Source organism: Streptosporangium sp. NBC_01469 (assembly GCF_036227305.1).
In the GTDB taxonomy this organism is placed as follows: domain Bacteria; phylum Actinomycetota; class Actinomycetes; order Streptosporangiales; family Streptosporangiaceae; genus Streptosporangium.
The window spans coordinates 10,246,204-10,271,761 of sequence record NZ_CP109465.1; the positions used below are offsets into that span (position 1 = coordinate 10,246,204).

17 protein-coding genes are annotated in these 25,558 nt (G+C 69.2%); 11 read left to right on the forward strand and 6 right to left on the reverse strand.

The genetic code is table 11. The annotated features are described in order from the left end of the window. The first annotated feature begins 66 nt into the window (after positions 1–66). The 5 genes from OG587_RS44695 (at position 67) to OG587_RS44715 (ending at position 3,684) form a co-directional block, all read left to right on the forward strand. Positions 67–1,449, forward strand: coding sequence for a hypothetical protein (locus OG587_RS44695; RefSeq protein ID WP_329084977.1), 1,383 nt, complete (start codon positions 67–69; stop codon positions 1,447–1,449). 32 nt (positions 1,450–1,481) lie between these two features. Then, entirely contained in the window at positions 1,482–1,958 is a 477-nt protein-coding gene (locus OG587_RS44700; protein WP_329084979.1) for an SAM-dependent methyltransferase, read from the forward strand. Positions 1,959–2,081: 123 nt separating this feature from the next. Further along, entirely contained in the window at positions 2,082–2,618 is a 537-nt protein-coding gene (locus tag OG587_RS44705) for a histidine phosphatase family protein (RefSeq protein WP_329084980.1), read from the forward strand. A 71-nt stretch (positions 2,619–2,689) separates the two neighbouring features. Then, on the forward strand, positions 2,690–3,148 hold the full coding sequence (locus tag OG587_RS44710) for a hypothetical protein (protein ID WP_329084982.1): 459 nt from the start codon (positions 2,690–2,692) through the stop codon (positions 3,146–3,148). After that, positions 3,145–3,684: a GNAT family N-acetyltransferase gene (locus OG587_RS44715; protein ID WP_329084984.1), complete on the forward strand. Its 540-nt coding sequence runs from the start codon at positions 3,145–3,147 to the stop codon at positions 3,682–3,684. The genes OG587_RS44710 and OG587_RS44715 overlap by 4 nt, the downstream gene beginning before the upstream one ends. A gap of 161 nt (positions 3,685–3,845) precedes the next feature. Here the strand turns inward: OG587_RS44715 and OG587_RS44720 are convergent, their stop codons facing one another. The 4 genes from OG587_RS44720 to OG587_RS44735 form a co-directional block, all read right to left on the reverse strand. After that, positions 3,846–4,913 carry a hypothetical protein gene (locus OG587_RS44720; RefSeq protein ID WP_329084986.1) on the reverse strand — a complete coding sequence of 356 codons (1,068 nt, stop codon included), beginning with the start codon at positions 4,911–4,913 and terminating at the stop codon, positions 3,846–3,848. A gap of 172 nt (positions 4,914–5,085) precedes the next feature. Then, a complete protein-coding gene (locus OG587_RS44725) occupies positions 5,086–5,481 on the reverse strand; it encodes a peptidase inhibitor family I36 protein (protein ID WP_329084987.1) in 396 nt (131 codons plus the stop codon). Between the two features lie 555 nt (positions 5,482–6,036). After that, positions 6,037–7,689, reverse strand: a complete 1,653-nt coding sequence (locus OG587_RS44730) for a serine/threonine-protein kinase (RefSeq protein ID WP_329084988.1) — start codon at positions 7,687–7,689, stop codon at positions 6,037–6,039. 429 nt (positions 7,690–8,118) lie between these two features. After that, entirely contained in the window at positions 8,119–11,196 is a 3,078-nt protein-coding gene (locus OG587_RS44735; protein ID WP_329084989.1) for a M14 family metallopeptidase, read from the reverse strand. A gap of 440 nt (positions 11,197–11,636) precedes the next feature. Between OG587_RS44735 and OG587_RS44740 the strand changes: the two genes are divergently transcribed. Beyond that, a complete protein-coding gene (locus OG587_RS44740) occupies positions 11,637–12,785 on the forward strand; it encodes a S1 family peptidase (protein WP_329084990.1) in 1,149 nt (382 codons plus the stop codon). Between the two features lie 203 nt (positions 12,786–12,988). Here the strand turns inward: OG587_RS44740 and OG587_RS44745 are convergent, their stop codons facing one another. Beyond that, entirely contained in the window at positions 12,989–14,182 is a 1,194-nt protein-coding gene (locus tag OG587_RS44745; RefSeq protein ID WP_329084991.1) for a ThuA domain-containing protein, read from the reverse strand. Further along, the gene (locus OG587_RS44750) at positions 14,175–17,042 is read right to left on the reverse strand and encodes a PQQ-dependent sugar dehydrogenase (RefSeq protein WP_329084993.1); all 2,868 of its coding nucleotides are present in this window, start codon (positions 17,040–17,042) and stop codon (positions 14,175–14,177) included. The genes OG587_RS44745 and OG587_RS44750 overlap by 8 nt, the downstream gene beginning before the upstream one ends. A gap of 1,461 nt (positions 17,043–18,503) precedes the next feature. Between OG587_RS44750 and OG587_RS44755 the strand changes: the two genes are divergently transcribed. From OG587_RS44755 to OG587_RS44775, 5 genes are read left to right on the forward strand one after another with little or no spacing between them, the layout of a single operon-like run. Beyond that, the gene (locus OG587_RS44755; RefSeq protein ID WP_329084995.1) at positions 18,504–18,845 is read left to right on the forward strand and encodes a CU044_2847 family protein; all 342 of its coding nucleotides are present in this window, start codon (positions 18,504–18,506) and stop codon (positions 18,843–18,845) included. Further along, the gene (locus OG587_RS44760) at positions 18,842–19,777 is read left to right on the forward strand and encodes an AAA family ATPase (protein ID WP_329084996.1); all 936 of its coding nucleotides are present in this window, start codon (positions 18,842–18,844) and stop codon (positions 19,775–19,777) included. The genes OG587_RS44755 and OG587_RS44760 overlap by 4 nt, the downstream gene beginning before the upstream one ends. Beyond that, positions 19,774–21,522, forward strand: coding sequence for a hypothetical protein (locus OG587_RS44765; protein WP_329084998.1), 1,749 nt, complete (start codon positions 19,774–19,776; stop codon positions 21,520–21,522). The genes OG587_RS44760 and OG587_RS44765 overlap by 4 nt, the downstream gene beginning before the upstream one ends. Continuing rightward, entirely contained in the window at positions 21,519–22,835 is a 1,317-nt protein-coding gene (locus OG587_RS44770) for a CHAT domain-containing protein (protein ID WP_329084999.1), read from the forward strand. Before OG587_RS44765 ends, OG587_RS44770 begins: the two co-directional genes overlap by 4 nt. Then, positions 22,832–25,552: a S1 family peptidase gene (locus OG587_RS44775; RefSeq protein WP_329085001.1), complete on the forward strand. Its 2,721-nt coding sequence runs from the start codon at positions 22,832–22,834 to the stop codon at positions 25,550–25,552. The genes OG587_RS44770 and OG587_RS44775 overlap by 4 nt, the downstream gene beginning before the upstream one ends. Positions 25,553–25,558: the final 6 nt, after the last annotated feature.

Here is a 25,558-nt window from a genome sequence, read left to right on the forward strand (position 1 = left end):
TGGCTGTAGCGGAAACGCCGGCCGGTCAAAGTGATCAAAGATCCTTTTGGCACGCGGAGGTACGCGATGGTGCGCGAACGAAATGAGCGGCTTGCCGTACTCCTCCAAGAGGCGGGCTGGTCACGGGCGCAAACAGCGAGTGCTTTCAACCGCGTCGCCCAGGAAAGTAACCTCCTCGACTACACGTGCATCGGCCGCTCCCACATCAGCATGTGGGTGGCCGGGACCAAGCCCTCGGGTGCAGCACCCATAATCTTGTGTCAGGCACTGTCCCGTCGTCTGAAGCGTGCCATCACGCCAGATGAACTCGGGTTCACAGTCCCCAATGCACCAGCTCAGGAGGCATTGGGGTGGTGCGTCGACCCGTTGATCGCGCTGACCGACCTGGGGAGAACGGACTTGGACACGGAGCGGAGAAGCCTCCTGACGGGCGCGGTGTATTCGGTAGCCGCCCTTGCGCTGCCCGATGAGGTCTGGTGGAAGACCATGGCTGAAGAACACCCCACACCGACGAAACATCAGCGTGTAGGCCGCGGTGACGTCGCCACCGTCCAGGAACTCACCTATGCCTTCTCGCGGGTCGATCAGCGCCGTGGCGGTGGCCACGGAAGAAAGGCGCTGGCGCAATACCTGCGATCCGACGTCACAACCTTTTTGCAGGGGACATTTCCCAACGAGCAGGTGCGAAATAATATGTTCTCCGCAGCCGCAGAGCTGGCCTACCTGTCGGGCTGGATGGCCTTTGACAACAACGAGCAGGCCACCGCACAGAAGTACTTTGTCCTCGCGCTGAAGCTTGCCGCTCGTGCCGGAAATCCACCATTGAGTGGTCACATTCTGCGCGCCATGGCGCATCAGGCTCTCGACCTCGGCCACCTCAAGAAGGGCCTTGAGCTGTCAACGGCCTCCATGCACGGACAGCGCTACGCCTCAGCCACCCCCCGAGAGAGGGCGTTGCTCGGTGTCGTCCATGCTCGCGCTCTGGCCTCCAGCGACCAGAAGCAGTCGGCGGTCCAGGCCCTGCTGAAAGCTGAGGACGACCTCACATCGGCCAGGGAGGGCATCGAAGAACCACACCGGACCTTCTTCTTCGCGGAAGCCTCACTGGCTCACGAGACGGCATGCACCTTGCGCGACTGCGGGGATCGTCAGGGGGCACTGCGGCAGTTCAGGCACAGCGTACGGACACGAGGAGACGCCTTCCGCCGCACGCACGTGGTGACGCTCGGATACCTGGGGGCGATGCAGATCGCTACCGGTGGCGTGGAAGAGGCATGTGCCACCTGGAGTACCGCGCTGGACGCGATGGAGGAGGGCATCTACTCGGGCCGGGCACGGCAGGCAGTCGTGGACATGCGCAACCTCCTCTCCCCCTACCGGCGCCGCCGGATACCGGCGGTCGCCGAACTGGACGCGCGAGCCGCCGCATATCTGACCAACGTAGATTGATCACGTCGGATCGAAGGGATGAGGGCAGGCATATGACGAAGTCACTGGAGATCAAATCCATCGGCACCGTTGTCGGTGGACGCACCGAACCCACTGACGACCAGTGGAGCGGCACGGCGATCATTCGCTTGAACGCGGACTTCCCCGCCGAGGTCGTCCAGGGCCTTGAGGAGTTCTCCCACCTGCTGGTCGTCTGGCACTTCCACCGGGCCTCGCCCGAAGATGTCGCCCTGCACGCTCGCAGCCCGCGCAACAACCCCGCCTGGCCGGCCACCGGCACGTTCGTCCACCGCAACCACCGCCGGCCGAACCAGCTCGCGCAGTCCTTCCCACAGCTTCTGAAGATCGACGGCCTGGACCTGCACGTGACCGACCTCGACGCGATCGACGGCAGCCCCGTCTACGATCTCGCGCCGTACTTCAGGGAGATGGGCCCACGCGGCGAGGTACGCGAGCCCGGTTGGCCCGGCGAGATGCTCAAGGACTACTGGGACGACTCGCAGGACTGAACACAGCCTGGGCTTCTCCAGAAGGGCAGCGATCGTCACCTCTTCTGTGCTCCGCTAGGTGACGACTATCCGCTTTGGGAGAAGAGCCAGGAGACGCATCAGAAGCGGCGTTAGCGTGACGTCATGCCGATAGAGATCGTGTTCGAGACGCATTCATGGAGCCAGGACAACGATCGGGGGATCGCCACCGGATGGCTGCCTGGCAGCCTGTCCGAGCGGGGACGGCACCTGGCCAGGGAACTGGGCGAGCGACGGCACGAGGACGGCCTGGCAGCCGTCTTCACCTCCGACCTCACCCGGGCGGTCGAGACCGCTTCCCTGGCATTCGCCGACACCGGCATCCCGATCTTGCACGACTGGCGGCTTCGGGAGTGCGACTACGGCGCCGGCAACGGCATGCCCGCGATTCGGCTGCACCAGAACCGGTCCGAGCACCTCGACAAGCCATATCCGGGAGGAGAGAGCTGGCGGCAGGCAGTGCGTCGCGTAGGCCGCTTTCTCGGTGACCTGTCCTTGCGATGGTCCGATACGCGGGTCCTGGTGATCGGCCACGTCGCGACACGGTGGGCGTTCGATCACCTCATCGACGGCGTCCCCTTGGAGAAGTTGGTGGACGCCGACTTCGGTTGGCGCGAGGGATGGGAGTACCGGCTGGCCTGAGGACGGTCGAACCACGACCGACCGGGGCTGCGGCCGAAGCCCTGGGGGCCCGCGCCTACGCGCTGGCCCTCATGGGTGACCACGCCGGTGCACGCGACAGCATGGAGCGACAAGCCGACGTTTTCACCACGCTTCCCGACACGGTGACCCGCAACAAGATGAGCGCCGAGGGATGGTCGGAGTCTCGGCTCCTGCACACCCGATCTCTCGTGCAGACCATGACAGGCAACCCGGCTGCGGCCTCTGCCCAGCAGGAGGCGCTCGACTCCTACCCTCCCGGACGCACGCGACAGAAAGCGCAGATCCGCCTGCACCAGGCAACTTCAGCCGTCCGGGACGGCTCTGTTGACGACGGGCTCCAAAACGCTGCCTCAACCTTGGAGGGTCTCGGGCCTGAGAATATAACGCGGTTTGTGCTACATGTCGCTTACGGTGTGGCTGACGCCGCGCCAGCAGGGCATAACGCACAAAGCGCCATTGCGGAGTACCGGGAACACCTCGCCCTGACGGCAGCGAAAGAGGACAAGTGACTGATATCGAATACCAGTGCCTGACCGGCGAGGATGCCACCGAAGTGCTCAGCGATGAGTACGTCCGCCTGTACCTGAAGAATTACGCCGAACCCCCTTATCTGTCTGGCCCGCTCTCCAGCCGTGAGCGATTCCTTGAACGCACAGGCCGGCAGGTGAAGAATGACAGCTTCGTCCTGGTGTCGGCCCGAGACGGGTCAGAACTCGTGGGATTTTCCTTCGGCCTCGCATTCGGGGTGGACCGGTGGTGGGCAGGGGAGGCCGCTCCCGCTCCCGCCGAGCTGGCGGGCTCGCCAAGGTTCGCGGTGATCGAGCTGGACGTCCGTGAGGACTACCGGCGGCGTGGCATCGGTCGGCAGCTCCTGGAGACGCTGCTGGCCCAGCAGGACGCGCCGTACGCAACGTTGCTGGCCGATCCGGACGCTCCCGCCCACGCCATGTACCAGCGCTGGGGGTGGCGGCTGGTGGGCGCCGTTCGGGCCGCTCCCGACGCCAGAGCCAGCGACGCCCTGGTACTCGACCTGTCCAAGAAGTAGATGAGTCGAGGGCCGCAATGTCCCCTCAGCCGTTGACAGACGAGGAGAGCACCCGTCGGCTCGCCGACGAAGCAGAGCCTGTGTGATACGAGCGTGTCCGCGCCAATCCGCGCATTCGCGTGTTTCCGCCTTCGAGGTCCTCCGAGCGGATCAGCCGATGGTCAGGGGAAATGGTTGAACGCGATGCCGTTGGTGAGGGATGTGCTCCCGCTCTGCACCCCGTCGATTTTGACCGTTTGCCCCGACACATGTTTCACGTACACCCGCATGAGGAACGTCCGGGTGCCGCAGGCGGAGTCGATCGGGATGCCGGACAGTGCGGAGTAGCCGACGGAATGATGCGCGTCGTCGGTGACGGTCCGGCGGGCGGACGTGCTGTGGGTGCGACAGGTGTGTCCGGTCGTGTCGAGCTGGATGAACTCCAAGCGCGTGTCCACGACCGCGTTCCTGCCGCGCGGGTAGGCCTCCATCTCGTCGATACAGGAGGAGGTTCCCTGGTAGCACGTGGTCAGTTCGACGTTCGCCCGAGCCGAGACGGTGGCCGCGCCCGGGTGGGCCTGCCACTTGTGGACCGGGGTGCCGTCGTCGTAGAAGACCCAGGCGTCCCGGCGGGCCGGGCCGCCGCCGACATAGGTGCAGGAGCCGGTGGGGTCGGCGCTCTCGCAGGCGGGGTTCTGCCACCAGTGCGCGCCGGTCTGGCCGGTGTCGTCGGCCTCCAGCCAGGTGCTGCCCGCGACCGCCGTCAGGTGGTAGGTGCCCGGCAGGGTCGAGTAGGCCGTGCCCTGGAGCACGCAGGTGTAGAGGCCCGCCGCCGGGGCGGTGAGGAGCAGGTCGGCGTAGAGCGGCAGATGGCCCGGGATCGCGTACGCGGCGGTGTCGCTGCCCTCGTGGTTGCGGGCCGACGCCGCGACGACGGGCACCGTGGCCCCCGCCGCGTTCAGGCATCTGACGCGCTGGGTCAGGCCGACGATGCCGGTCGTGGTGCTGGTGGCTTCCAGCCGGCCCCGCAGATGCCGTTTCTCCCCGGCGGCCAGCGTCATCGTCCGCCGGACCAGGTCGACCGTGACGCCCCGGGGAATGTCCTTGTCAGCCGCCAGGGTGACACGGGTGACGCTCCCCGCCCCCGTACCACCCGTGCCGGCCGCGCCAGCCGGAGCGGACCCGAGCAGCGCCGGCGCCATCGCCAGAGCGGCCACGAGTACCCCGCGGAAGAAAGTCGTCGTGGTCATGGTCATACGCGCAGCGGCCCCCGCCTGTTCTGGGCGCCGCCCAGGACGGTCGGCGCGGTGGTGTGCGCCGGTCTGCTCACCCGGCACCCGGAGCCGTGCCCCCGCATGGAAACCGGGAGCACGGCGAGGAGAGAACGCGGACGCCCGGTCGGGAAACGCCCGCCGGGCGTCACTAGAGCGGGGACGCGTTCCCCATGCACAGCTTGGAACTGTAGCCCGCGCCCAGTCCGGAGACGCCGATGTTGCTGCTGAACCCGCCCTTCACCAGCGTGCGCGCCTCGTACCAGTTCCCGGTGGCTGCGCCAGTGTGCCAGACGATCGCGTTCACCGACAGGTTGTTGTCGTATGACTGGATCACGTCGAACGGGCCGTGAAATCTCAGCGTGAAACAGGCATTGGTGCTTCCGCTGATGATCCGGTCGCCGCCGAAGCCAGGCTGGTCCCAGATGCAGAGCCGGTTCGCCGGGCAAGGGCCGTCGGCGGCGGCGGGCGACGCCGTCACCAGCATGCCCCCCGCCGCGAAGAGCAGTGCCGATGCGGCGGTCGCTGCTTTCTTCGTCCACGTCACGTAGATTCTCCCCGTGTTTGTGATCTTGATGTGGTCGATCACTATTGCTGGTGGACAGTTCAGCCGTCAACCGCCGGTTTTCGGCGCCGAGCCGGCCACCGGTGGTGGTGATCCTGGTGTCGTCCACGTTGTCGGCGGGCGCTTCGACCTCCTCATGGGAAGCACCTCGACGCTCGTCCTGCCAGCGGTAGAAACAGTCCGTCATCGTCGTCACTTCGGACGCGCACCGTCATCTCGTTCGCTATGTGCAGCCTGGTCCCGTCGGAGTAGCTGATGGACGGGTAGATCCGGTGTCGATGCAGGACTTCGCGCAGGTGGTTGAGTGCGTCACCGGCCCGCCATGGTGTCCGACACCCTGGCGCTGGACCTGTCCAAGAAGTAGGTGATTGCCGGTGCATACCTGCTACACAAGCGGCGTTGATTCGGCGGAGCCGGAAGGATCACCTGTTGTTGTGATGTTATGTAGCCGACTGTCCGGAATGTACGGGCACCTCGGCCTGCCTGACATCAACCATGGCCATATGTTGGCGGTGATCTTACGGAGTCGCATCCGTCTCAGGGAAGCCGGCCGATCTCGAAGTCGTCGAAGTACACCCGGGTCTCCGTGGAATTCCCTGGAAACTTTCCCGCGGTGAGCCCGAACCGGGGTCTGCCTTTGGCCCCTCCCGCGTCCTCGTCCACGACCTCGGCCACGAGACGGTCGTCCACCCAGAGCGCCAGGCGCACCTCGCCCCCGTCCCGGGAGCACTCGGCCCGGAGCGTCGCCTTCTCCTTGGAGAAGGCGGGCGTAAGGAGGTCGGACGTCATGTCCCACGCGGTCGCGCTGGTGGTCTTGCGGATCCTCGCACGCCCGTCGGGACGGATCTCCAGGGTGTAGTAGTGAAGGTGCTCGTCGTCGAGTTTGTAGTCACAGGTGACCCCGGTCCAGGCGCCCCAGGACGTTCCGCCGGTGATGTTGATCCGGACGGTGACCAGCGCGCGCTCGGGAGGCTCCGCGTTGACAGGCGCATCAACCCAGCGGTTGCCGTTGGAGGTGTCGGTGGCCAGCGTGTAGCGGCCGTCCCCGGTGTAACCGCGGGACGTGTCCACCCGCGTTCCCTCGTTGAACCAGCCGGACCTGTCGTTGCCGAAGTCGTCCCGGTACAGCACGTCGGTGCTCACGGGCGGACCCTGGGGGAGCGTACGGATCCCGATCACGGCGGCCACCGCCAGCAGGAGAGCTCCGGCCGCCGCGCCGCCCACGACCACTGGACGCCGCCGGAACCACGGCGGCGTCCGGCCCGCTTCCCGCTCCGCCGGGTCCGTCACCCGCACGGTCGGCGGGAGCAGGCCGAAGAGGTTCAGCCGCAGCGTGTCCACCAGTTTGGCGGTGTCCTCCGCGTTGTTCCGTCCGGCCAGGCCGGACACCAGGTTCTGGGCGGTTGGCCGGGCCGCGGGGTCCTTGTCGAGCGCGGCCCTCACCAGATCACGCAGGCCCGGTTCGAGGTCCTCCAGGTCCGGGGTGTGGTTCATGACCCGGAAGAGCACCTCGGGCATGCTCCGGGCGGCGAAGGGGGATTTCCCCGTCGCGGCGGCGACCACCACGCAACCCCAGGCGAAGATGTCGGCGGGCGGGCCCGACGTTCCTCCGGAGAACCGCTCGGGAGCCATGTAGTCGGGGGTACCGATGACGCGGCCCGTCGAGGTCTGTCCGCCGTTCGCGTCCAGGGCACGGGCGATGCCGAAGTCGATCACCCTGGGGCCCAGCGGTGACAGCAGCACGTTGGCGGGCTTGAGGTCCCGGTGCACGATTCCCGCGCCGTGGATCGCGGTGAGCGCGAGCGCCACCCCGACGGCCAGCCCCTCCAGGTTGGCCCCGCTCAGCGTGCCGTGGTCGCGCAGCATGCGAGCGAGGTCGGGCCCGGCGACGTACTCCGTCACGACCCAGAGCGGTTCACCCTCCAGCCGGGCGTCCAGGACCGGAGCGGTGCAGAACCGGCTGACCTTCCGCGCCGCGGCCACCTCGTTCTTGAACCGCGCCACGAACTCCGGGTCGGCGGCCAGATTCGTGTTGATCACCTTGATCGCTACCGGCCCTGACGCCCCCTCGGCGAGGTAGACCGTGCCCATCCCGCCCTTGCCCAGGCGCCCGGCGATGCGATAGGGACCGAGCACGGTCGGGTCGGAGGGTTCGAGACCGAGCACGGGGGGAAGTCCGTATGCCGTCACAGCGAATGATCCTAGATCGCACGCGTTACCAGCGGAATATGATGTCCGGTCAGAACAATCGAAACCGGTCGGCTCGAAGGTCACCGGAGGACGCCGCGGCCGATCAGGTGATCGCCTTCCGGCCGTTCGCCCGGCGGGCGATCAGCACACCGGGGTTGAGAACGGCGCGCGGGTCGTGCTCCCACGAACCAAAGCCATCAGGTGAGCTCTCAGCGCATTGAGATGAACGCGGCTCCCACCTGGACCTGATGGCGAGACCAAATTGCCGGACTCCAGACTGTGAAGCCTTTTCGACATACTCAGGGACTGCTGGGACGACCCGCGGAGCTGAACGCGGCTGCGTGAACGACGTCGGCGGGACGCGCGGAGGCCGGGCGCCACGTGCGTGACGCCCGGCCTCACGATCCGATTACCGGTGGGACGACCCGGTTACCCGACCAGGTACTTCATGATCTTCTTGATGGTGGCGGCGCGCTCGGCCGGGTTGGCCACCTGCTCCAGGCCGAAGCCGAGGAACACGGAGTCCTTCGTCGAGACGGCCGCCGTCTTGTCGGCCTGGGCCCTGGCGAAGTCACCGGCGCCCGCCGGGCTGCCCGGGGGCGGTCCGGGGATCGCCCAGGCGCCGAGACCGGACTCGAAGCCCTCGGCGGCGAGCTGGCCACCGGTGGTGGTGATCCTGGTGTCGTCCACGAACGCGCCGACGCCGCCGGTACCGGGGTCGGTCACGTAGCTGATCGACACCTCGACCTGCTGGCCCGCGTACGCGGACAGGTCGAAGGCCACCTGCTGCCAGCCGTCGGAGTCGCCGGTGAAGGCGTTCCAGGCACCGGTGGTCCCGGTCGGCGTGCAGGGGTTGCCCGGCGTCAGGTAGCGCAGCAGCCACGGGTGCTCGTCCAGCAGGAAGCCGACCTCGCACTCGGCCGGGACGTCGGTCGCGGTGCCGCCGTTGAGGTCGGGCAGGGTCGTCCAGTTGTCCTGGCCGACCGTGTGCGCCTCGACGATGACGTTGTCATAGCTCTGCTCGGTGTTGTACGAGAGCTGGAACTGCAGCTTGGGCTGCTGCGCGGCGGGGACGGCCGCCAGGTCGATCGTGCGCGTCAGCCTCTTGTACGCGTCGTCGGTGTGCGGGCCCGCCACGTACCAGTCGCCCTCGGCCGGGTCGAACGGACCGGTCGCCCCGATGTAGTCGGCCGAGGCCTCGCTCCTGAACTGCGGGAACTGCGCGGGTGGCAGCGTGTCGCTGGTCACTTGCAGGGTGCCCGCCTCGTCCAGCGGGTTGTCGGCGAGCGCCTGGCCGCCGAAGGTGCCGCTCGTGCCGTTCATCGCGGAACCGCTGCCGGTGAACCCGGTCGGCCCGACGCGCGGGTTGCGGCCGTAGACGCCGAGGTAGTACTGGGCGAAGTCGTCGGCGAGGATGAGGCACTCCTCGAAGAAGCCGTCCTGGCTGGTGATGACGCAGTCGGAGTCCGGTGCGCCGTCCAGGCCGTAGTAGATGCCGCCGAGGCTGGTGCCGAAGAAACCGTAGTATCCGGCGGTCTCCCCGGTGTAGAGCAGTTTGCCTCCCTCGTTGAGGTAGTCGCGGACGGAGATGGTCAGGTCCTGCTGCTGCCGCTTGACGTCCATGTCGGGAAGCGGGCCGAACGGGGTGTCGGTCTCCACGTCCTGGGCGTCCATCGCGAGCCGGTCGTCACCGAGGTACCAGGCCACCGCCTTGAAGTGGCTGAGCACCCCGAGGTGGTGCGGCACGCCCTGGGCGTCGACGTCCCACGTCTCCGAGGAGTATCCGGCGGTCTGCAGCGCCTGCCTGTACTGCGCGGCGTACTTCGGCGCGGTCACCGACGCCGGGTAGTCGGGGTTGAAGCCGGTGTAGTCCTCGTTCGCCACGACGAGCACCTTGGCGTTGGACTTCTTCTCCAGCTTGTACGTGAAGCGCTGGCTCTCCACGGTCCCGGTGCCGGGTTTGTGGCCGGTGAACCAGACCTCGACCCTGTCCCCCGGTTTGGCGCCCTCGACCTTGGAGCGGTACTCGGCGAAGTACAGGTCGTTCTCGTCGCCGTACCGCTCGCCGCCGTCCCACTCCTTGAGGTCGCGCACGCGCACGGGGCCGCCGTTGATCCGGAAGCGCAGTTGCTTGGCCGACAGGGAGCGTCGCATGGTCACGGCCACCGGCTGCGGGTCGCCGTACGAGACGGTGAAGCTGTCGGGCCGGAAGTCGGGAACCGTGCGGTTCACCGGGGAGACCGGGCTGTCGGGGTTCTTCACGGACTTGGCGAGGTCGACCGCGAGCGGGACGTTCTTGGCGAACTCCGCCTGGATCAGGGCCTCGCTGTCGGGGAAGGTGAAGCCCGAGCCGCCCGCGCAGTCGGCGAGCGTCCACTCGTCGTCCGGCACGCTCTCGACCGCCACCTCGCAGGTGGTCATCTCCGGCGTGATCGTCAGTGCGCCGCGCTTGTTGGTCATGTGACCGTCGGTCTCGCCGTTGGTCGTGTAGAGCTCGGCGCCGATGTCGGGGTCGTAGCCGGGCACGGCGGGCGTCGCGTCGTCGCCGAGCAGCGCCTCGAAGATGAGGTCGTCGGGAGAGGGGGTGGCCTGCTGCCAGCCGACGCCGTACAGCAGCAGCTGGGCGGCCGAGTGGTAGTTGAGGATGTAGGTGAAGTCGACCTTCTTGGCGAGGGTGTCGACGGCCATGGTCTCCGGCTCGGACTGCGCCTTCGGGCCCCGGTAGGTCTGGCTGGCCGGGTTGTCGGAGGAGCCCTCGTTGTCGTAGCCCCACTTGTAGTCGAAGTTACGGTTCAGGTCGACGCCGTCGGCGCTGGTGAGCTGGCCGTCGCCGTTGTTGTCGCGGAGGTTCTTGCGCCAGAGGCGGTTGTCGCCGGTGAAGCTGTGGTCGTAGCCGTCGGGGTTGGACACCGGGATGAACCAGAGCTCGACGTTGTCGACCAGCTGGGTGATCTCGGGGTTGGTGCCGTAGCCGTTCAGATAGTGGAGCAGGAGCCTCCGGTTCATCTCCGGGGTGATCCACTCACGGGCGTGCTGGGCGGACATGTAGAGCACGGCCTTGCGCGCCCCGTCCCTGAGCTGCCGCGCGTTCTTGGTCACCTTGATCGCGGTGAGCGGCTGCCCCTTGACCGTGGTGCCGAGGTCGACGACCTTGGCGATGTTCGGCTTGGCGTTCGCCGCGTTGACGATCTGCTCGCGGATGCCTCCCGCGCCGCCGTACGGCTTGAAGACGCCGTCCCCCTTGGCCGCCTGCCTGCTGGCCGCCGCGGACCGCTGGACCTTCAGACCGAGTCCCACCTTGCGGAGCTGCTCCGCCTGGGCCGCGCCGAGGATCGCCTCGACGGTGACCTTCTTGCCGTCCGCGGACTTGGTGAACCGCAGTTCCTCGCGGTCGACGCCCGACTTCAGCAGCGCGTCCAGCTGCTGCGGGGTGAGCTCGCCGACGTAGACGCGTACTCCGTCGTCACCGGCGGGTGGATCGGGTACCGCCGCCGCGGGTGTGCTCACGATCAAGCCCAAGAGCAGGACCGCGATTGCGAGAATGGCTAATCTCGCACGTTTCATTGCAACCTCCGTACATCCCCCGAGAGACAGGAATGCCCGAAATCTGGGGGATAGACGGATCTGAGTCAACGTCAATCCTCGCCAGCATTTCGCGCTGACCGCATGTGGTCAGCGCGAGCCCCGGGCCTGCCGGAACCAGGAGGGGCTGCAGGGCGCGAGCGACCCGTCGTCCGTACAGCGCGTCACCGACGTGCCGGGCCGGTCGAGCGACCGCGTGGTGTGCGGCTTTACGGCCTTGAGCGGCAATGGCTGGACTAAGGTGATGGCGCCCATATCGCACAACCGACCCGCGGCATGAGGCGCTCCCCCCTCGTGGTGTGCAGGACAAGCTCGGGGAGAGGCCCATGTTCCGTCGACGTGCCGTTACCGCGGCATGCGTTCCAATGATCACCGTACTCAGCCTGACGGCCCACCCGGCTGTCGCCGACCGCCGGCCGTCGGACACCCCGGCGACTCCGCCCGGCTCGCAGCCACCGCCGCCGGGCATGATCCAGGCACTTCGGCGTGACCTCGGGCTCAGCCAGGAGCAGGCCGAGGCCCGCCTGCTCAACGAGGTCCGTCTGGCACCGATCGAGGCCAGGCTCCGCGGTGAGCTCGGGAACCGCTTCGCCGGTTCCTGGCTGTCGGGAACCATCGCGCAGACCCTCGTGGTGGCCACCACCAGCGCCGCGGACATCCCCTCGATCCTCGCCGCGGGCGCCCGTCCCGAGGTCGTCGTCCGATCGCTGGCGCAGCTCACTCCGATCAAGCAGAAGCTCGATCAGGCGCTGCCCGCCCGCCCGCGCGCGGGAAACGTGCGCTACATCGACGTGCGGAACAACATCGTCGTGGTGCTGTCCGCGGCACCCAAACAGGCCGAAACGATCATCGACGCCGTCGGGGTGGACAAGGCCTCGGTGAGCGTGGTGCCCTCCTCCGAGCCCCCGCGACTCCTCGGCGACGTGCGAGGCGGCGACGCCTACTACATCGGCGCCGCGAACCGCTGCTCGGTCGGTTTCGCCGTGACCAGGGGAGCCCGGAGGGGATTCGTCACCGCCGGTCACTGCGGCGAGCGGGGTGCCGCCACCAGTGGCGCCGACCTGACCCCTCAGGGCGTCTTCCAGGGATCGGCCTTCCCCGGCGGCGACCACGCCTGGATCGCGGTGAATCCCAGGTGGACGCTCACGCCGACGGTGAGCAACGGCGGCACCGGAGCCGCCGGCGCCGTACCCGTCGTCGGCGCCCGGGTCGCCATCGAGGGGGCCTCGGTCTGCCGGTCCGGCTCCACCACCGGCTGGCGCTGCGGCCTCGTCCAGCAGCGCGACGCCAGCGTCACCTACCCCCAGGGCACCGTCTTCGGGCTGACCCGCACCAACGTCTGCGGCGAACCCGGCGACTCCGGCGGCTCCTTCATCTCCATCGACCAGGCCCAGGGCGTCACCTCCGGTGGCTCCGGCGACTGCAGCCTGGGCGGCACCACCTACTTCCAGCCGGTCAACGAGATCCTCTCCGCCTACCGCCTGATCCTGCTGACCACCGCCCGCACGCCGTAGCCGCCGGTCACGGGCACAACCGCGACGTACCTGCCCCGAGCACCCGCGCCCAGGCCGTTCCGCGGCGGCGCACCGGCCCCCGTGGCCGCGACCCGGCGACAACCCCCCGGAGACGCCAAGAATCCCAGGCCGGCGCACCGGCCTGGGATTCTCGTCACTGAGAACCGCGGAACCTTCGGGGCCCTTGTCGCGGCCCCGATGGCCTATCTGCCGTAGACCTCCAGCTCCCACAGGGAGTAGCCGTACGGGGTCGCGCGCTGGGTGCCGTACACCCGCACGTATCGAGCACTGGTCGCGGTGAAGGTCACGTCGTCCACCCCGCCGTCACCGGCGGCCGTGGCGTGCGCCTGCGTCCAGGTAGTGCCGTTGGCCGAGGTCTCGATCCGGTACGCCCTGCCGTACGCGGCCTCCCACTGCAGCCTCACCCGGCTGACCAGCTTGGCCGAACCCAGGTCCACCGAGATCCACTGCGGGTCCGAGAACGCCGACGACCAGCGCGTGCCGCCGTTGCCGTCCACCGCGTTGGCCCCGACGAACCCTCCGTTCTCCGTGGAGGAGGTCGTGACCGGACGCCCGGACGACAGCAGCACGACACCCGGGCCCGGCGTGGGAGTGGGCGTCGGGGTGGGCGTCGGGTTCGGGGTGGTCCCGCAGTTGCCCGCGACGACCCCGGCCGCGTAGCGGAGCCCGCCGTACAGGTGCGCCCGGAAGTTCGACTCGGTGTAGGACGCGATGGTGTGACCGAGGCCGGTGTACCAGGACCGGCCGCCCTGGTACGCCTTGCACCAGGAGATCGGGTGGTCGGCTCCCATCGACCCGCCGGAGTAGGTCGACTCGTCCAGCGTGGCGAGCACGTGGGCGGTGGAGCGGGGGTTGGTGCGATAGTTGTAAAGCTCGTCGGTGCGCACCCAGGCCGCCGGGAGGTGGGCCGTCGAGGGGTGCGTGCGGTCCTCCACCCGTACGGTCACCTGCTGGATGGCGGGGTGGGAGGCGAAGTAGGCGCCGACGAGGCCGCCGTACCAGGGCCAGTCGTACTCGGTGTCGGCCGCGGCGTGGACGCCCACGTATCCGCCGCCGCCCGCGATGTACGACTGGAACGCGGTCTGCTGCGTGGCGTTGAGCACGTCGCCGGTGGTCAGCAGGAAGACGACCGCCTGGTACTGGGCGAGGTTGGCCGTGGTGAAGGCGCCGGCGTCCTCGGTGGCGTCGACGGTGAAGCCGTTCTCGGTCGCCAGCCCGCGCAGCGCGGTGATGCCGGCGGGGATGGCGTCGTGCCGGAACCCGGCCGTCTTGGAGAAGACCAGGACCTTGTACGCCGGATCAGCTGCCAAGGCCGGAGCACCCAGACCAATCATGACGACGAACAACGCGGTGACAACCGCGATGACATTACGCACCGTAGACCTCCATTTCCCATAGGGAGTAGCCGTACGCGGTCGCGCGCTGGGTGCCGTACACCCGCACGTATCGAGCACTGGTCGCGGTGAAGGTCACGTCGTCCACGCCGCCGTCACCGGCGGTCGTGGCGTGCACCTGCGTCCAGGTAGTGCCATTGGTCGAGGTCTCGATCCGGTACGCCGTACCGTACGCAGCCTCCCACTGCAGCCTCACCCGGTTCACCTGCCTGGCCGAACCCAGGTCCACCGAGATCCACTGCGGATCGGAGAACGCGGACGACCAGCGCGTGCCGAGGTTGCCGTCCACCGCGTAGGACCCCGCGGAGGCGGCGTTCTCCGTCGAGGACGCGGTGACCGGGCGGCCCGCCGACAGCAGCGTGCCGGTGGGCGGCGGGCCCGTCCCGGTGGTGAGGGTGAAGTCGTCAACGTCGAAGAGCGGGCCCGCCCCTCCGGCGAAGACCAGGAAGAGCTTGGTGGTCCCGGCCGGGGCGTTCGTCAGGGTGGCGGAGACGTCGACGAACGTCTCCCACCCGCCGGTCGGTGCCACGGTGGCGGTGCCCAGCAGGGTCCCGGTCGCCGAACCCGCCCTGACCTGGATCGTCCCGCCGGCCCCGGCGGAGGAGACCCGGGCGGTGAGCCTGGTGGCGCCGCTCAGGACGTAGGGGTCGAAGGAGATCCAGTCACCGTTCTCGATGCTGCCCACCGTCTTCGCGCCGTGCGCGGTCGGCTTGTCGTAGACGGTGACGCCCTGGGAGGTGGTGTAGTGCTCGGCCTGCCGGTTTCTCGGCTGGGTGACGTGCTGGGTGTGGGTGGTGAGCCCGCCCGCGTCGGTGTACTCGGCGTCCCAGACCCCGAACAGGTTGGCGGCCCCGTCGTGCTCACCGTTGCCGGGCGTCTGGATCGTGCCCGAACAGCCGTTGGCGGTGGTCATCGGGTGCCCGTGGGTGTCGTGACCGAGGATGTAGGTCATCTTCACCTTCGCGCAGTCGATCGTCGTGTCCTCCGCGTCGGTGACGGTGATCCGGTACGGCACGGCGTCGTTGAAGCCGAACACCTGCCCGTTGAGCGGGAGATCGATCTTCACGACGGGCGCGGTGTTACCGACGTTGATCTCGATGTTGGCCGTCGCGGTGTTGCCGGTGCCGTCCCGCACGGTCAGCGTGACGATCCGCCTGCCGTCGGTGGTGTAGGTGTGGGTGGGGTTGGCCGCCGTGGAGGTGCCGCCGTCACCGAACGCCCAGGAGTAGGTGAGCGCGTCGCCGTCCGGGTCGGAGCTGCCCGCGGAGGAGAACGCCACGGTCAGCGGCGCCTTCCCGGAGACCTTGTCGGAGGTGGCCTGGGCGATGGGCGCCCGCCCGCCGGCCCCGATGTGCTCGATGCGGTACAGCGCCGAGTCCTGGTTGCCGTTGAACCAGCCGGTGCCGTAGTCGAGCACGTAGAGGGCGCCGTCGGGGCCGAACGCCATGTCCATCACCAGCTTGCCCGACCAGGGGAAGGGCTGGATGGTGCCCCGGGTGCCGTTGGCGTTGACCTCGATGTCCTTGATCCACTGACGCTGGAGCTCACCGGCGAGGAAGTGCCCGTCGAGCGACTGCGGGAACTTGACCGGCGAGTTCAGCGCCGCGGAGTAGCGGTAGACGACGCCGCCCATCGGCGACTCGGCGCCGCAGCCGAACTCCGGCAGCAGGGTGCAGCCGTCGTAGGTGATCCAGGCGGCCTTGGCCGCGGGCAGCTTGACCAGACCGGTGTTCTTGCGCGAGGTGTTCTCGGGACCGCCCGCGCAGTCGTACTTCGCGCCGATCGTCGAGGTGGCGTAGTCGTAGCGGGCGTAGGTCTCGGCCGGGGTGTTGTTGCCGGTGCAGTACGGCCAGCCGAAGAAGCCCGGCTCGGTGATCCGGTTGAACTCGACCTGCCCGCCGGGCCCGCGCGGACCGGCGGTGCCGGCGTCGGGACCGTAGTCGCCGAGGTAGACGACGCCGGTGGCCTTGTCGACGCTCATGCGGAACGGGTTGCGGAAGCCCATCGCGTATATCTCCGGGCGGGTGTTCGCGGTGCCCGGGGCGAACATGTTCCCGGCCGGGATCGAGTACGACCCGTCGGCGTTGACCTTGATGCGGAGCACCTTGCCGCGCAGGTCGTTGGTGTTGGCGGCGCCGCGCTGCGCGTCGAGCGCGGGGTTGCGGTTCGGCCTGTCGTCCAGCGGGGCGTAGCCGTCGTTGAACCCGGGCTCGGTGTCGTCGCCGGTGGTCAGGTAGAGGTTGCCCGCGGCGTCGAAGTCGATGTCACCGCCGACGTGGCAGCAGGCGCCGCGGCTGGCCCTGACCTCCAGGACGCTCTTCTCGCTCGTGAGGTCGAGCGTGCCGTCGGTGTTCAGCCTGAAGCGCGAGAGGCGGTTGACGCCGTCGAAACGCGCGAAGTCCGCCGCGGTCCCGTCGGGCGGGGAACCGTACGGCGGCGTGGACAGCGGCGGCGCGTAGTAGAGGTAGACGAACCGGTTGGTGGCGAAGCCGGGGTCGACGCCGACGCCCTGCATGCCCTCCTCGTCGTTGAAGTAGACGGAGAGCTTGCCCGACACCTTGGTGTTTCCGGCGGCGTCGGTGATCCGGACCGTGCCGTCGCGGGCGGTGTGCAGGACGGAGCGGTCGGGCAGCACCGCCATCGTCATGGGCTCTCCCACCTCGGCGACACCCTTGGCCAGCGTGACCTGCTGGAACTTGGTGGGGTCGACGGGCGGGGCGGCGACACGCGCCGAAGCGGAGGCGGTGGCCGGGGCCGCGGCGGTGGCCGGGAGCGGGTACAGGAGAGCGGTCAGGGTGAGGAGAGCGGTGAGGGGTGGTAACCATCGGCGGAGCGAGGCCATGGGCGAAAACTCCAGGTCTCTGTGGGGGGGTGGACCGGTGGTCAGGGTCTCTGGGCGGGGGGTCGGAGTCTCTGGCGGGGGACACCGGGGAAATACCGAGGGAGCGCTCTCCCAACCCGAGATTGCTCTTGCTCGACAATCCTTGTCAAGAGGCTGCTTAACCTGACGGAAACAGCCCGCACACTCCGAGCGAACACCGGTGCGTTCCAGGGAGCGCTCCCCCACGGCCATATTGCACCGTGACAAGCGCCTTTGAGCTGGCCAAACCGGGGGCTCCCCGAGGAAGCGCTTTCCCTCTCCCGTCCGGCCGATCGCCGGTTCCGCGGCGCCCCGTCATTGACAGGAAACGCGAACGCAACCACCCTTTGGCAGGGAGCGCTCTCTTCATGATCACTAACTTGCCACCGCCCGGCAGGCCCGCCGGGCGGTGGCCGAGGCCGCGAACCCCCGGCCACCCGCTCGCGGATGATCTCCCGAGCCGAGACCCGGAAGCCCGCCACCGCGCGACTCCTCCCCGCGGCCGGACCGGGAAGTGGACCGGCGGCTCCGGCCACGTCTCCATGACTGTCGGCCTCGGCGAACGAGGGCCCGCGCGAGCCGGTTTCGAATGGGGCGTGGGCGCCGGGATCGTCGTGAACGGGGGAATCCCCGCGGTCGCCCGTGGAGCCCACCGGTCCCGCGAGTCAGGAAATGAATGACAGATCCTGACGCGAAAGAACAGGATTCCAAAGAAAGACCGCTCCGGACGGGGCGGGCTTTCCCATCACGCACCGGCAGAGCTGGGACGGGCTTTCCCGTCACACACCGACGGAGTCCACCCGGGCTTTCCGGTCGCGCATCGGCGGAGCCGGGACGAGCTTTCCAATCACGCACCGGCAGAGCCGGGACGGGCTTTCCCGTCACACACCGACAGATCGGGGACGGGCTTTCCCGTCACGCGCCGACGGAGTCCACCCGGGCTTTCCGGTCGCGCATCGGCGGAGCCGGGACGGGCTTTCCGGTTATCCGCCGGCGGAACCCGGAGGGACGGCAGAGGGGCGAGGGGCGGCCGTTCCACGGGCCCCTCGGACACCAACCAGAGTTAGGATGATATTTCGTACTATTTCCCCTAAATGCCCTTATAGATCTCCGTGAGCCCGCCCTCGCGCGGAGCCCGCCCACCCGGGCGAGGATCCCGGAACACTGGCAGGACCTCGGACCTCTCCCCCAATGAACGGATCATGAAAGCCTCTCGGGCGGCCCGAGACCTTTCACGACCCACGACGACGCAGGACACCCGCCCCGCCCCGCCGAATGCGAGATGTTTCATTCGAGACCCGTCGGCAGCAGAATCCACCACGTCGCATTCCAAAGAGCACATCACCGGATATGGTGACGCGCGCCGGTATCTACGGCAGAATCGGTGACCTGCCACGCGGTACAGAGAAGAACATCAATCTTCGGTGAGGTTTCATGGTTGTGGTGGCGGTCCCGAGTGCGTCCGGTCATGGGGCCATCCAAATCGAGCTCGACGAATTAGCGACGAATGACCACTCCTCGATCTACGACGGCGACACCCGGGGACCACTGGAAAAGCCGCTGGTGATCAGCCGTCACCTGTTCAGCGAGGCGATCCAGATGGTGACGACCTGCGCCTACGAGGTGAGGGACCAGATCGAGGCCATGGCGGAGAAGGCACGTCCCGACGAGTTCGAGATGCAACTCGCCGTGAAGGTCGACGGCAAGGTCGGCGCGAAGATCGTGGAGTTGAGCTCAGGGGCGCAGATCCTGGTGACGCTGCGCTGGAGGAAACCGACTCCATGACCGAGGTACGGATTCTGCCCTACAGCCACGTCGTCGGGCAGACGGATCTGCGCCGGTGCCTGGAGCTGGCCTTCATCGCGCCGGGCATCGGCGGCGTGCTCGTCAGCGGCGAGCGCGGCACGGCCAAGTCGACCACGGTGCGGTCCTTCAGCCTCATGGCCTACGGCGGGCTCCCGATCACGTTGCCCATCAACGCCACCGAGGACCGCGTGCTGGGCGGCTGGAGCATCGACGCGCTGATGACGGGCAGGACCGAGTGGCAGGCGGGTCTGCTGGAGGCCGCCGACAAGCAGGGCCTCCTCTACATCGACGAGGTCAACCTCCTCGACGACCACCTGGTCAACATCATCCTGGACGTCACCTCGACCAATGTGCTCGTGGTCCATCGCGAAGGGCTCGACCGGCCGGCGATCGCCGTCAAGTTCACACTCGTCGGCACCATGAACCCCGAGGAGGGGTGGTTGCGCCCGCAGCTTCTCGACCGGTTCGGCCTGCTGGTGCCGGTCAGCGCCGAGACTGCGGTCGAGCAGCGGCACGAGATCCTCCGCACGGTCCTGCGGTTCGAGGAGGAGATCACCAAGCCGGCCTCCTCGTGGCTGGAGCAGGGGGCCGCGCGGGATCGGGAGATACGCAAGCGTCTTGAACAGGCCAGGGCGAGGGTGGGCGAGGTGAGGACGCCGGACGAGATCCTCGGCCTCTGCTCCCGGATCGCGGCGAGGTTCGAGGTGGCCGGGCACCGCGGCGAGAAGGTGATGGCACTGGCCGCCAGGGCGCAGGCGGCACTGAACGGGCACAGGGTCGTCACCTCCGACGACGTCGGCGCGGTGGCCGAGTTCGCTCTGGCGCACCGCCTTCCCGAGGCGGTGTACGGAGAGTCGATCAAGTGGACCACCAAGGAGCGGGACCAGCTGAACGAGATCATCTCGGGGTGACCATGGCCATGCCGACCGCATCGCGAGTGAGGTACGCCCTGGCGTGCGCCGCGCTCGACCCACGGCTCCGCGGGGTGCTCCTGTTCGACCTGGAGCCCGCTCTGCTCCTCGGCGTCGGGCACTGGCTCGGCTCGCTGCTCGGAAACCCCCACCCGTACGTGCTGGGAGCGTCGACCGTCGCGAACAACGCGTGGACCGGCCTGGCCTCCAGGCCCACGCTCGGCGTCTCGCCGGGACCCCTCGTCGACAAACGCGGCGCTCCTCCCCTCACCGTCCTCGTCTCCGATCTCGCGAGGCTCTCGCTCACCGGGCAGCGGGCCGCGATCACCCTGCTGGACGCCGACGTGGCCCACCTGGAGCGCGAGGGACTGAGCGTGACCTGGGCTCCGCGAAGCCGGTGGGTGGCCACCTGCGCCCGCGCCGACGTCGGCCGGATCCCACCCCATCTGCTCGACCGCTTCCCCCTGCGCGTCAACGCCTCCGGGCTGCACGCGGACCTGGAACCACCGGCGGAGAGGTGGCGTCGCGCGCTGGCCCGGGGCCGGCCGGCGACCGTGCCCGACGAGGTCGCCCGAGAGGTTCTCGACCGTGTCCCGGCAGGCACCGCCGGTGCGCGCCGTGACCTCGCCCTCGCCAGGATCAGCCGGGCGCTGGCGACCCTCGACGGCCGTACGCGGACCACGAGCGCCGACGTCGGGCAGGCGGCGTCCCTCCTGCGCCTCCCCGCACCGCGCGACCGGGGGCACGACGCCGGCGACGGCGTCGCCTACGGGCGGCATGACCTCGAAGGGGGCCAGGTGGCGGGGCGGCCCGGCGGGGAGGAACCCCCCCTCCCGGCGGGGGCGGACGGGTTCGGCGTCGCGGCCCCGGCCTCCGCCCAGCCGCTCGCTCCGGGACCCGTCTCTCCCGCCGACCCCGGCGACCCCTACCCCGAGGACGACACCGAACCCGAACGAGAACCGGGGTCGCTTCGCTCGCCGACCACGCGGCACTCCTCGTCGCGGCCGAGCCACGGCAGGTCCATCGGGTCGCGGCCGGGCGCCTTCGGCGACCTGGCCCTCGTCGCCACCATCCTCGGCGCCGCCCCCATGCAGGCACGGCGGTGCGAGGACCACCACTCCCGTCCACCGCACCCCCTGCACCTGATCCCGCCGGACCTGAGGGTTCATCGCCGCGGCGCCGCCCCGGCCAGGCTCCTCGTCCTCGTCCTCGACCACACGTGCCGGACCGGCTGGAACTGGCTCGACGCCCTCGCCCCCTACCTGCAGTGGGCCTACACCGGCAGGGCCGGTGTCTCCGTGATAGAGGTCGGCGCGGCGGATGTCGCCAACGAACTCCGCGCCCAGCGGTTCAGCGCGTCCAGCCTGCTCGACCCCCGGGTCGTACGAGCCCTGGAACGGCCGGTGGGCCGCTGTACCCCACTCGCGCACGGCCTCGACCTGGCCGTCGAGACGCTGCGCCACCGACTCCACGTGGGGAGGGTTCCGGCCGACGACGTGCTGCTCGTCATCGTCACCGACGGACGCGGCAACGTCCCGTTGCGCGCGAGCGCGACGGGCGAGCTGCCCGACCGCGTCGGCAGCGAGGGAGTGGCGGACGCGCTGGCGATGGCACGGGAGCTGAGCAGGATGAAACGAATCCACGCCGTGGTCCTCGATCCAGGACCCCGGCCGGGCGCGGCCCTGACCCGCGCGCTGGCCGAGGCCTGCGGCGCCCGGCTTCAGCAGGGTGGTGAGCCCAGGTGACCGGCCTGCCGAACAGGCTGCGCAGGGCACTGCTCGGCGGCGGGCGTCCCTTCAACCCGCGTGCCGCCGAGAACGCGCGAGGACGGGGAGTCCCGCAGGGAGGTGCCGGGGCGGAGAGGGCGGGGATTCCGCCGGTCGGCTCCGCCGGCGCGGAAGCCGCCGAACCACCCCCCCTTCCCCCGACCCCCGTCGAACTCAACGCCGGTCTGCCCCCGGGGACCGCGATCCTGAAGGTGTGGAAGGACAGCGACGCCGGCAGGGAGAGCTATGGCCTTCAGGGAGTCTGCTGCTGCGGCATCGCGCTCGCCTACCAGCGGCAGCCGCAACAGGTGAGACCTTCCAGGCTCACCCTGGGAGACCTCATCCACCGCGGCGACGACGGGGAATCCCCCACCAAGACGTTGATACGCCTCAGAACCTGGTCCAAGGACGCCAGCGAGGGCCTCAAGGGCTTTCTCTCCGAGATCCGCCGGGCGCACGGCGACGACGTCCATATGATCATCGAGGATGTCACGGGCTACGGCCTCCCCTGGGAACTCCTGCGACACCGCGACAAGGGCCTGGCCGAGGCGTGGCTGGGCGCGCTGTTCCCGATCGCCCGCTCGGTGGGAACGCCGACCACGGTGGTGACCAGATGCACCGGCGAGATCCTCACCTATGTCGCTCCCGACATGGCGGGCGACCGTGCCCTGCTGGACCGGTTCCGGACGACCACCAGGGATGTCCCCCTCAAGACCCTGGTGAACGTCCTGGACACGGAGGGCGATCCCGTCTCACTGGTCTATGTGGCCTGCCACGGGGAGTACGAGAAGACCGACACCCCGCGTTCCAAGGCCGACATGAGACTCATCGAGGGTCCTCGCGGCTCGGAGCACGGGATCAGTCTCCGCGAGATCCACGCGCACGACCTGCTCCGTCTGGAGCAGGCCGGCGGGCTCGTCTTCCTCAACGCCTGCCACTCCGCCAGGGAAAGGGTCGATCCCGACCTCGACAACACCACGCTGCGCAGCTTCGCCAAGGTCTTCCTCGACGCGGGGGCCTCCGGGTTCATCGGGACCATGGGAGAGGTCGGCCGGGAGCACGGGTACGACCTGGCGAAGGCCCTGCTCGAAACGCTCACCGACAACCCCGACATCCCCGTGGCCGTGGCCCTGCGCGACTATCGGAGAAGAGCCGCGGCACCGGTCGTGGGCGTCCCCCGTGAGGACGACAATGAGGCCGGCGCGCGGCTGCTCCCGTTCTTCTACGCCTTCATGTACGCGTACTTCGGGAACCCGAAGACCACCCTGAGGCCGCGTGAGGAGATCCGGTGAGCCCGCCCACCGTCCAGCTGGAACCGCTGGTCAGCTGGCCCCGGACCATGACGGTGGGCCAGGAGTACCTGGTCACGGTGGATCTCAGGCTCGCGCGGCCCGGCGACGAGTGGCCCTACCGGGAGGAGGAGTTCGCCTTCAGCTGCATGCTCGACGGCGGGGAGCGAATCGCCGTCGAGTCGGTGGACGACATCTCGGTGATCCTGCACCGGTTCGGCGGCACGTACGGACCCGCCCGGTTCGTCGTGACCGCGCGGGGGGAGGCCGGGGATGACGAGCTCCGGCTCAGCCTCAGCACCCAGCGGGGCGCCACCGTCAGGATCGACATCCTGCCCGTGCGCGTCACCACGCTCGCGCTCGAAGAGGAGGATCACCACCCCGATCCCCGGAGCGTGCCCGGGGAACCCCGGCAGGGGAGGCGGCCGGGCGAGGAGGGGACCTGGGTCGCCGCGATCTACCTGGAAGACGACCCGGCGCCGGTGGGTACCGGGGTGCTCATCGACGACGGCCGGGTGCTGACCTGCGTCCACGTCCTGCTGGCCGGCAGCCCGCCCACGGGCCGGCTGTGGGTCACCTTCCCCAGGGCGAACCGGTACGGCGCCTCGGTGGCCCCGAGGACGGAGGCGAGGCTGGAGATATCCCGGGGCGACCTGGCGATCCTGGTTCTCCGGGAGCCTCCCCCGCCCGAGGTGGCCGCGGCGCCCGTACGGCTGGACGAGGTGGACGACCTGGTCGGACGGCGGTGGTCGGCGGCGGGGCTGCCCGATCGCGAGGGCCGGAGCGTGGTCGTCAAGGGGGTCATGGACCCCGCTCCCGCCCACGGGAACGTCACGCTGACCACCGACCCCGGCCATCGGCTGGATCCCGGCCTCAGCGGCGCCGCGGTGTGGTCCCCGGGCTACGGGGCCGTCATCGGAATGATCCTGTGGGCCGACGGGCCGGGAAGCGGCGTGGCGATCACGATGCGAGAGGTGGACGCGCTGCTTCCCGGACGGCTGCGCGCGGGTCGCGAAAGGAGACCCGACGTACTGGACCGGGAGGACCGCCCGGCCCCGGCGCGCGCCACGGTCCCGCCGGATCACGACGCCGGGCCGCCGGACGGCCCGCTGGACGATCAGGCCGCACGAGACGCCGTCCCCCGGCGGGAGCGGGCAGACGTGATCCTCGCCATCGAGATGTCCGGCAGGAGCGAAGCCGTCCTGCGGCGCCGACAGCTGGCGGCGGCCACGATCGAACAGCTGGCGGCCAGATACCCCGGCGAGGTGAACGTGGCGATCGTCGGCTACACCTACCACGACTTCAGCCGCGGAGGCGACGGGCACCGGCCCGTGGTCACCGGCTCCTGGCTGGAGCCCGCGGAGAACGCCCTGGCGTCACTGGCGAATCTGAAGTCGACGTCGGAAAGGTTCCCGGGGGCGGCCCCGCTGGAAGACGCCCTGCACTACATCGACCGCCGTCTCCCCTCCGGCGATCCGGGCCATCCCGTCGTCCTGCTGGTGCTGGCGAGGCAGCCGCCCCATCCGGCCAGGGCCAGCCGAGGGACGGCGCTCCCGTGCCCGCACCGCTACGACCACCAGAGTCTGACCAGGCGGCTCGCCGAGCGCGGGGTGCGTCTCATGACCGTCATCGACGACGCGCCGGATCGGGCGTCCCCGCACCTGCGACGGCTCGGCGCCGACCATTCCGTGGAACTCCAGCGGGCCGACCCGGCCTCCCTCGTGGACGCGATGGCCATCCAGCACGTCGCCCCCGCCAGGAGGCCGGCCACCACGCGCAGGATCACGGCCGAGCACGGTCCGGCGCCCGAACCCGGCCAGCGCGTGCGACGCATCGGGCTGCTGGGTCCCGTGGGCAGCGGTAAGGCGACCTTTCTCGCCGCGCTCAACGTGGCGATCCTGCGCCAGGACTCCGGCCTGTCGCTGCTGGGTGCCAACCGTGCGGCGGCCGATCAGCTCGTCGCGCTCACCGGCGCACTCGTACAGGAACGCGGGTTCCCCCCGCCGGGCACCGTCCTGGACGACACGGAGTTGACGATCTGGGCGAGCCGGCCGTCCCGGGGTTTCTTGGGGTTGGGCCGCCGCGAGACCGGCGTCCGTCTCCATCTCGGTGTCATGGACACCTCCGGCGGGCCGCACGAGGACATGACGCGATGGCTGGCCGCCTGCGATGACCTGGTCTATCTCTTCGACCCCCTCCGTGAGCCGGAGGGGGACGACACCTACGGCTTCTTCCTGAGCACGCTGCCACAGCTCGGCCGGGACCTCGACGCGGCCGGCCGCCTGCCGCAACGCCTCGCGGTCTGCGTCACCAAGTTCGACGACTTCAGGGTCCTGGAGACGGCGAGACAACTGAGGTTGCTGAGCGTCGACCCCGAGGATCCCCACGGGCTTCCCCGGGTGGTCGGCGAGGACGCGAAGGAGCTGTTCCAGCAGCTGTGCCGGATATCGCCCGGCGAGGACACGGACATCGTGCCGAACGCCGTCTCCCGTTTCTTCCACGAGGACCGGACCAGATACTTCGTGACCTCGTCGATCGGCTTCTACGTCAACCCCGAGAGCGGGCTCTTCGACATGGAGGACTACCAGAACCTCATCCCGGCGAGGCCCGCGGGCGGCCGGTCGGCCCGCTCCGCGCAATCCGGCGACGAGATCCGGATACGCGGCGAGGTGCGTCCGATCAACGTGCTGGAGCCGTTCCTCTGGCTGGCGCGGTCCTGAGACGGG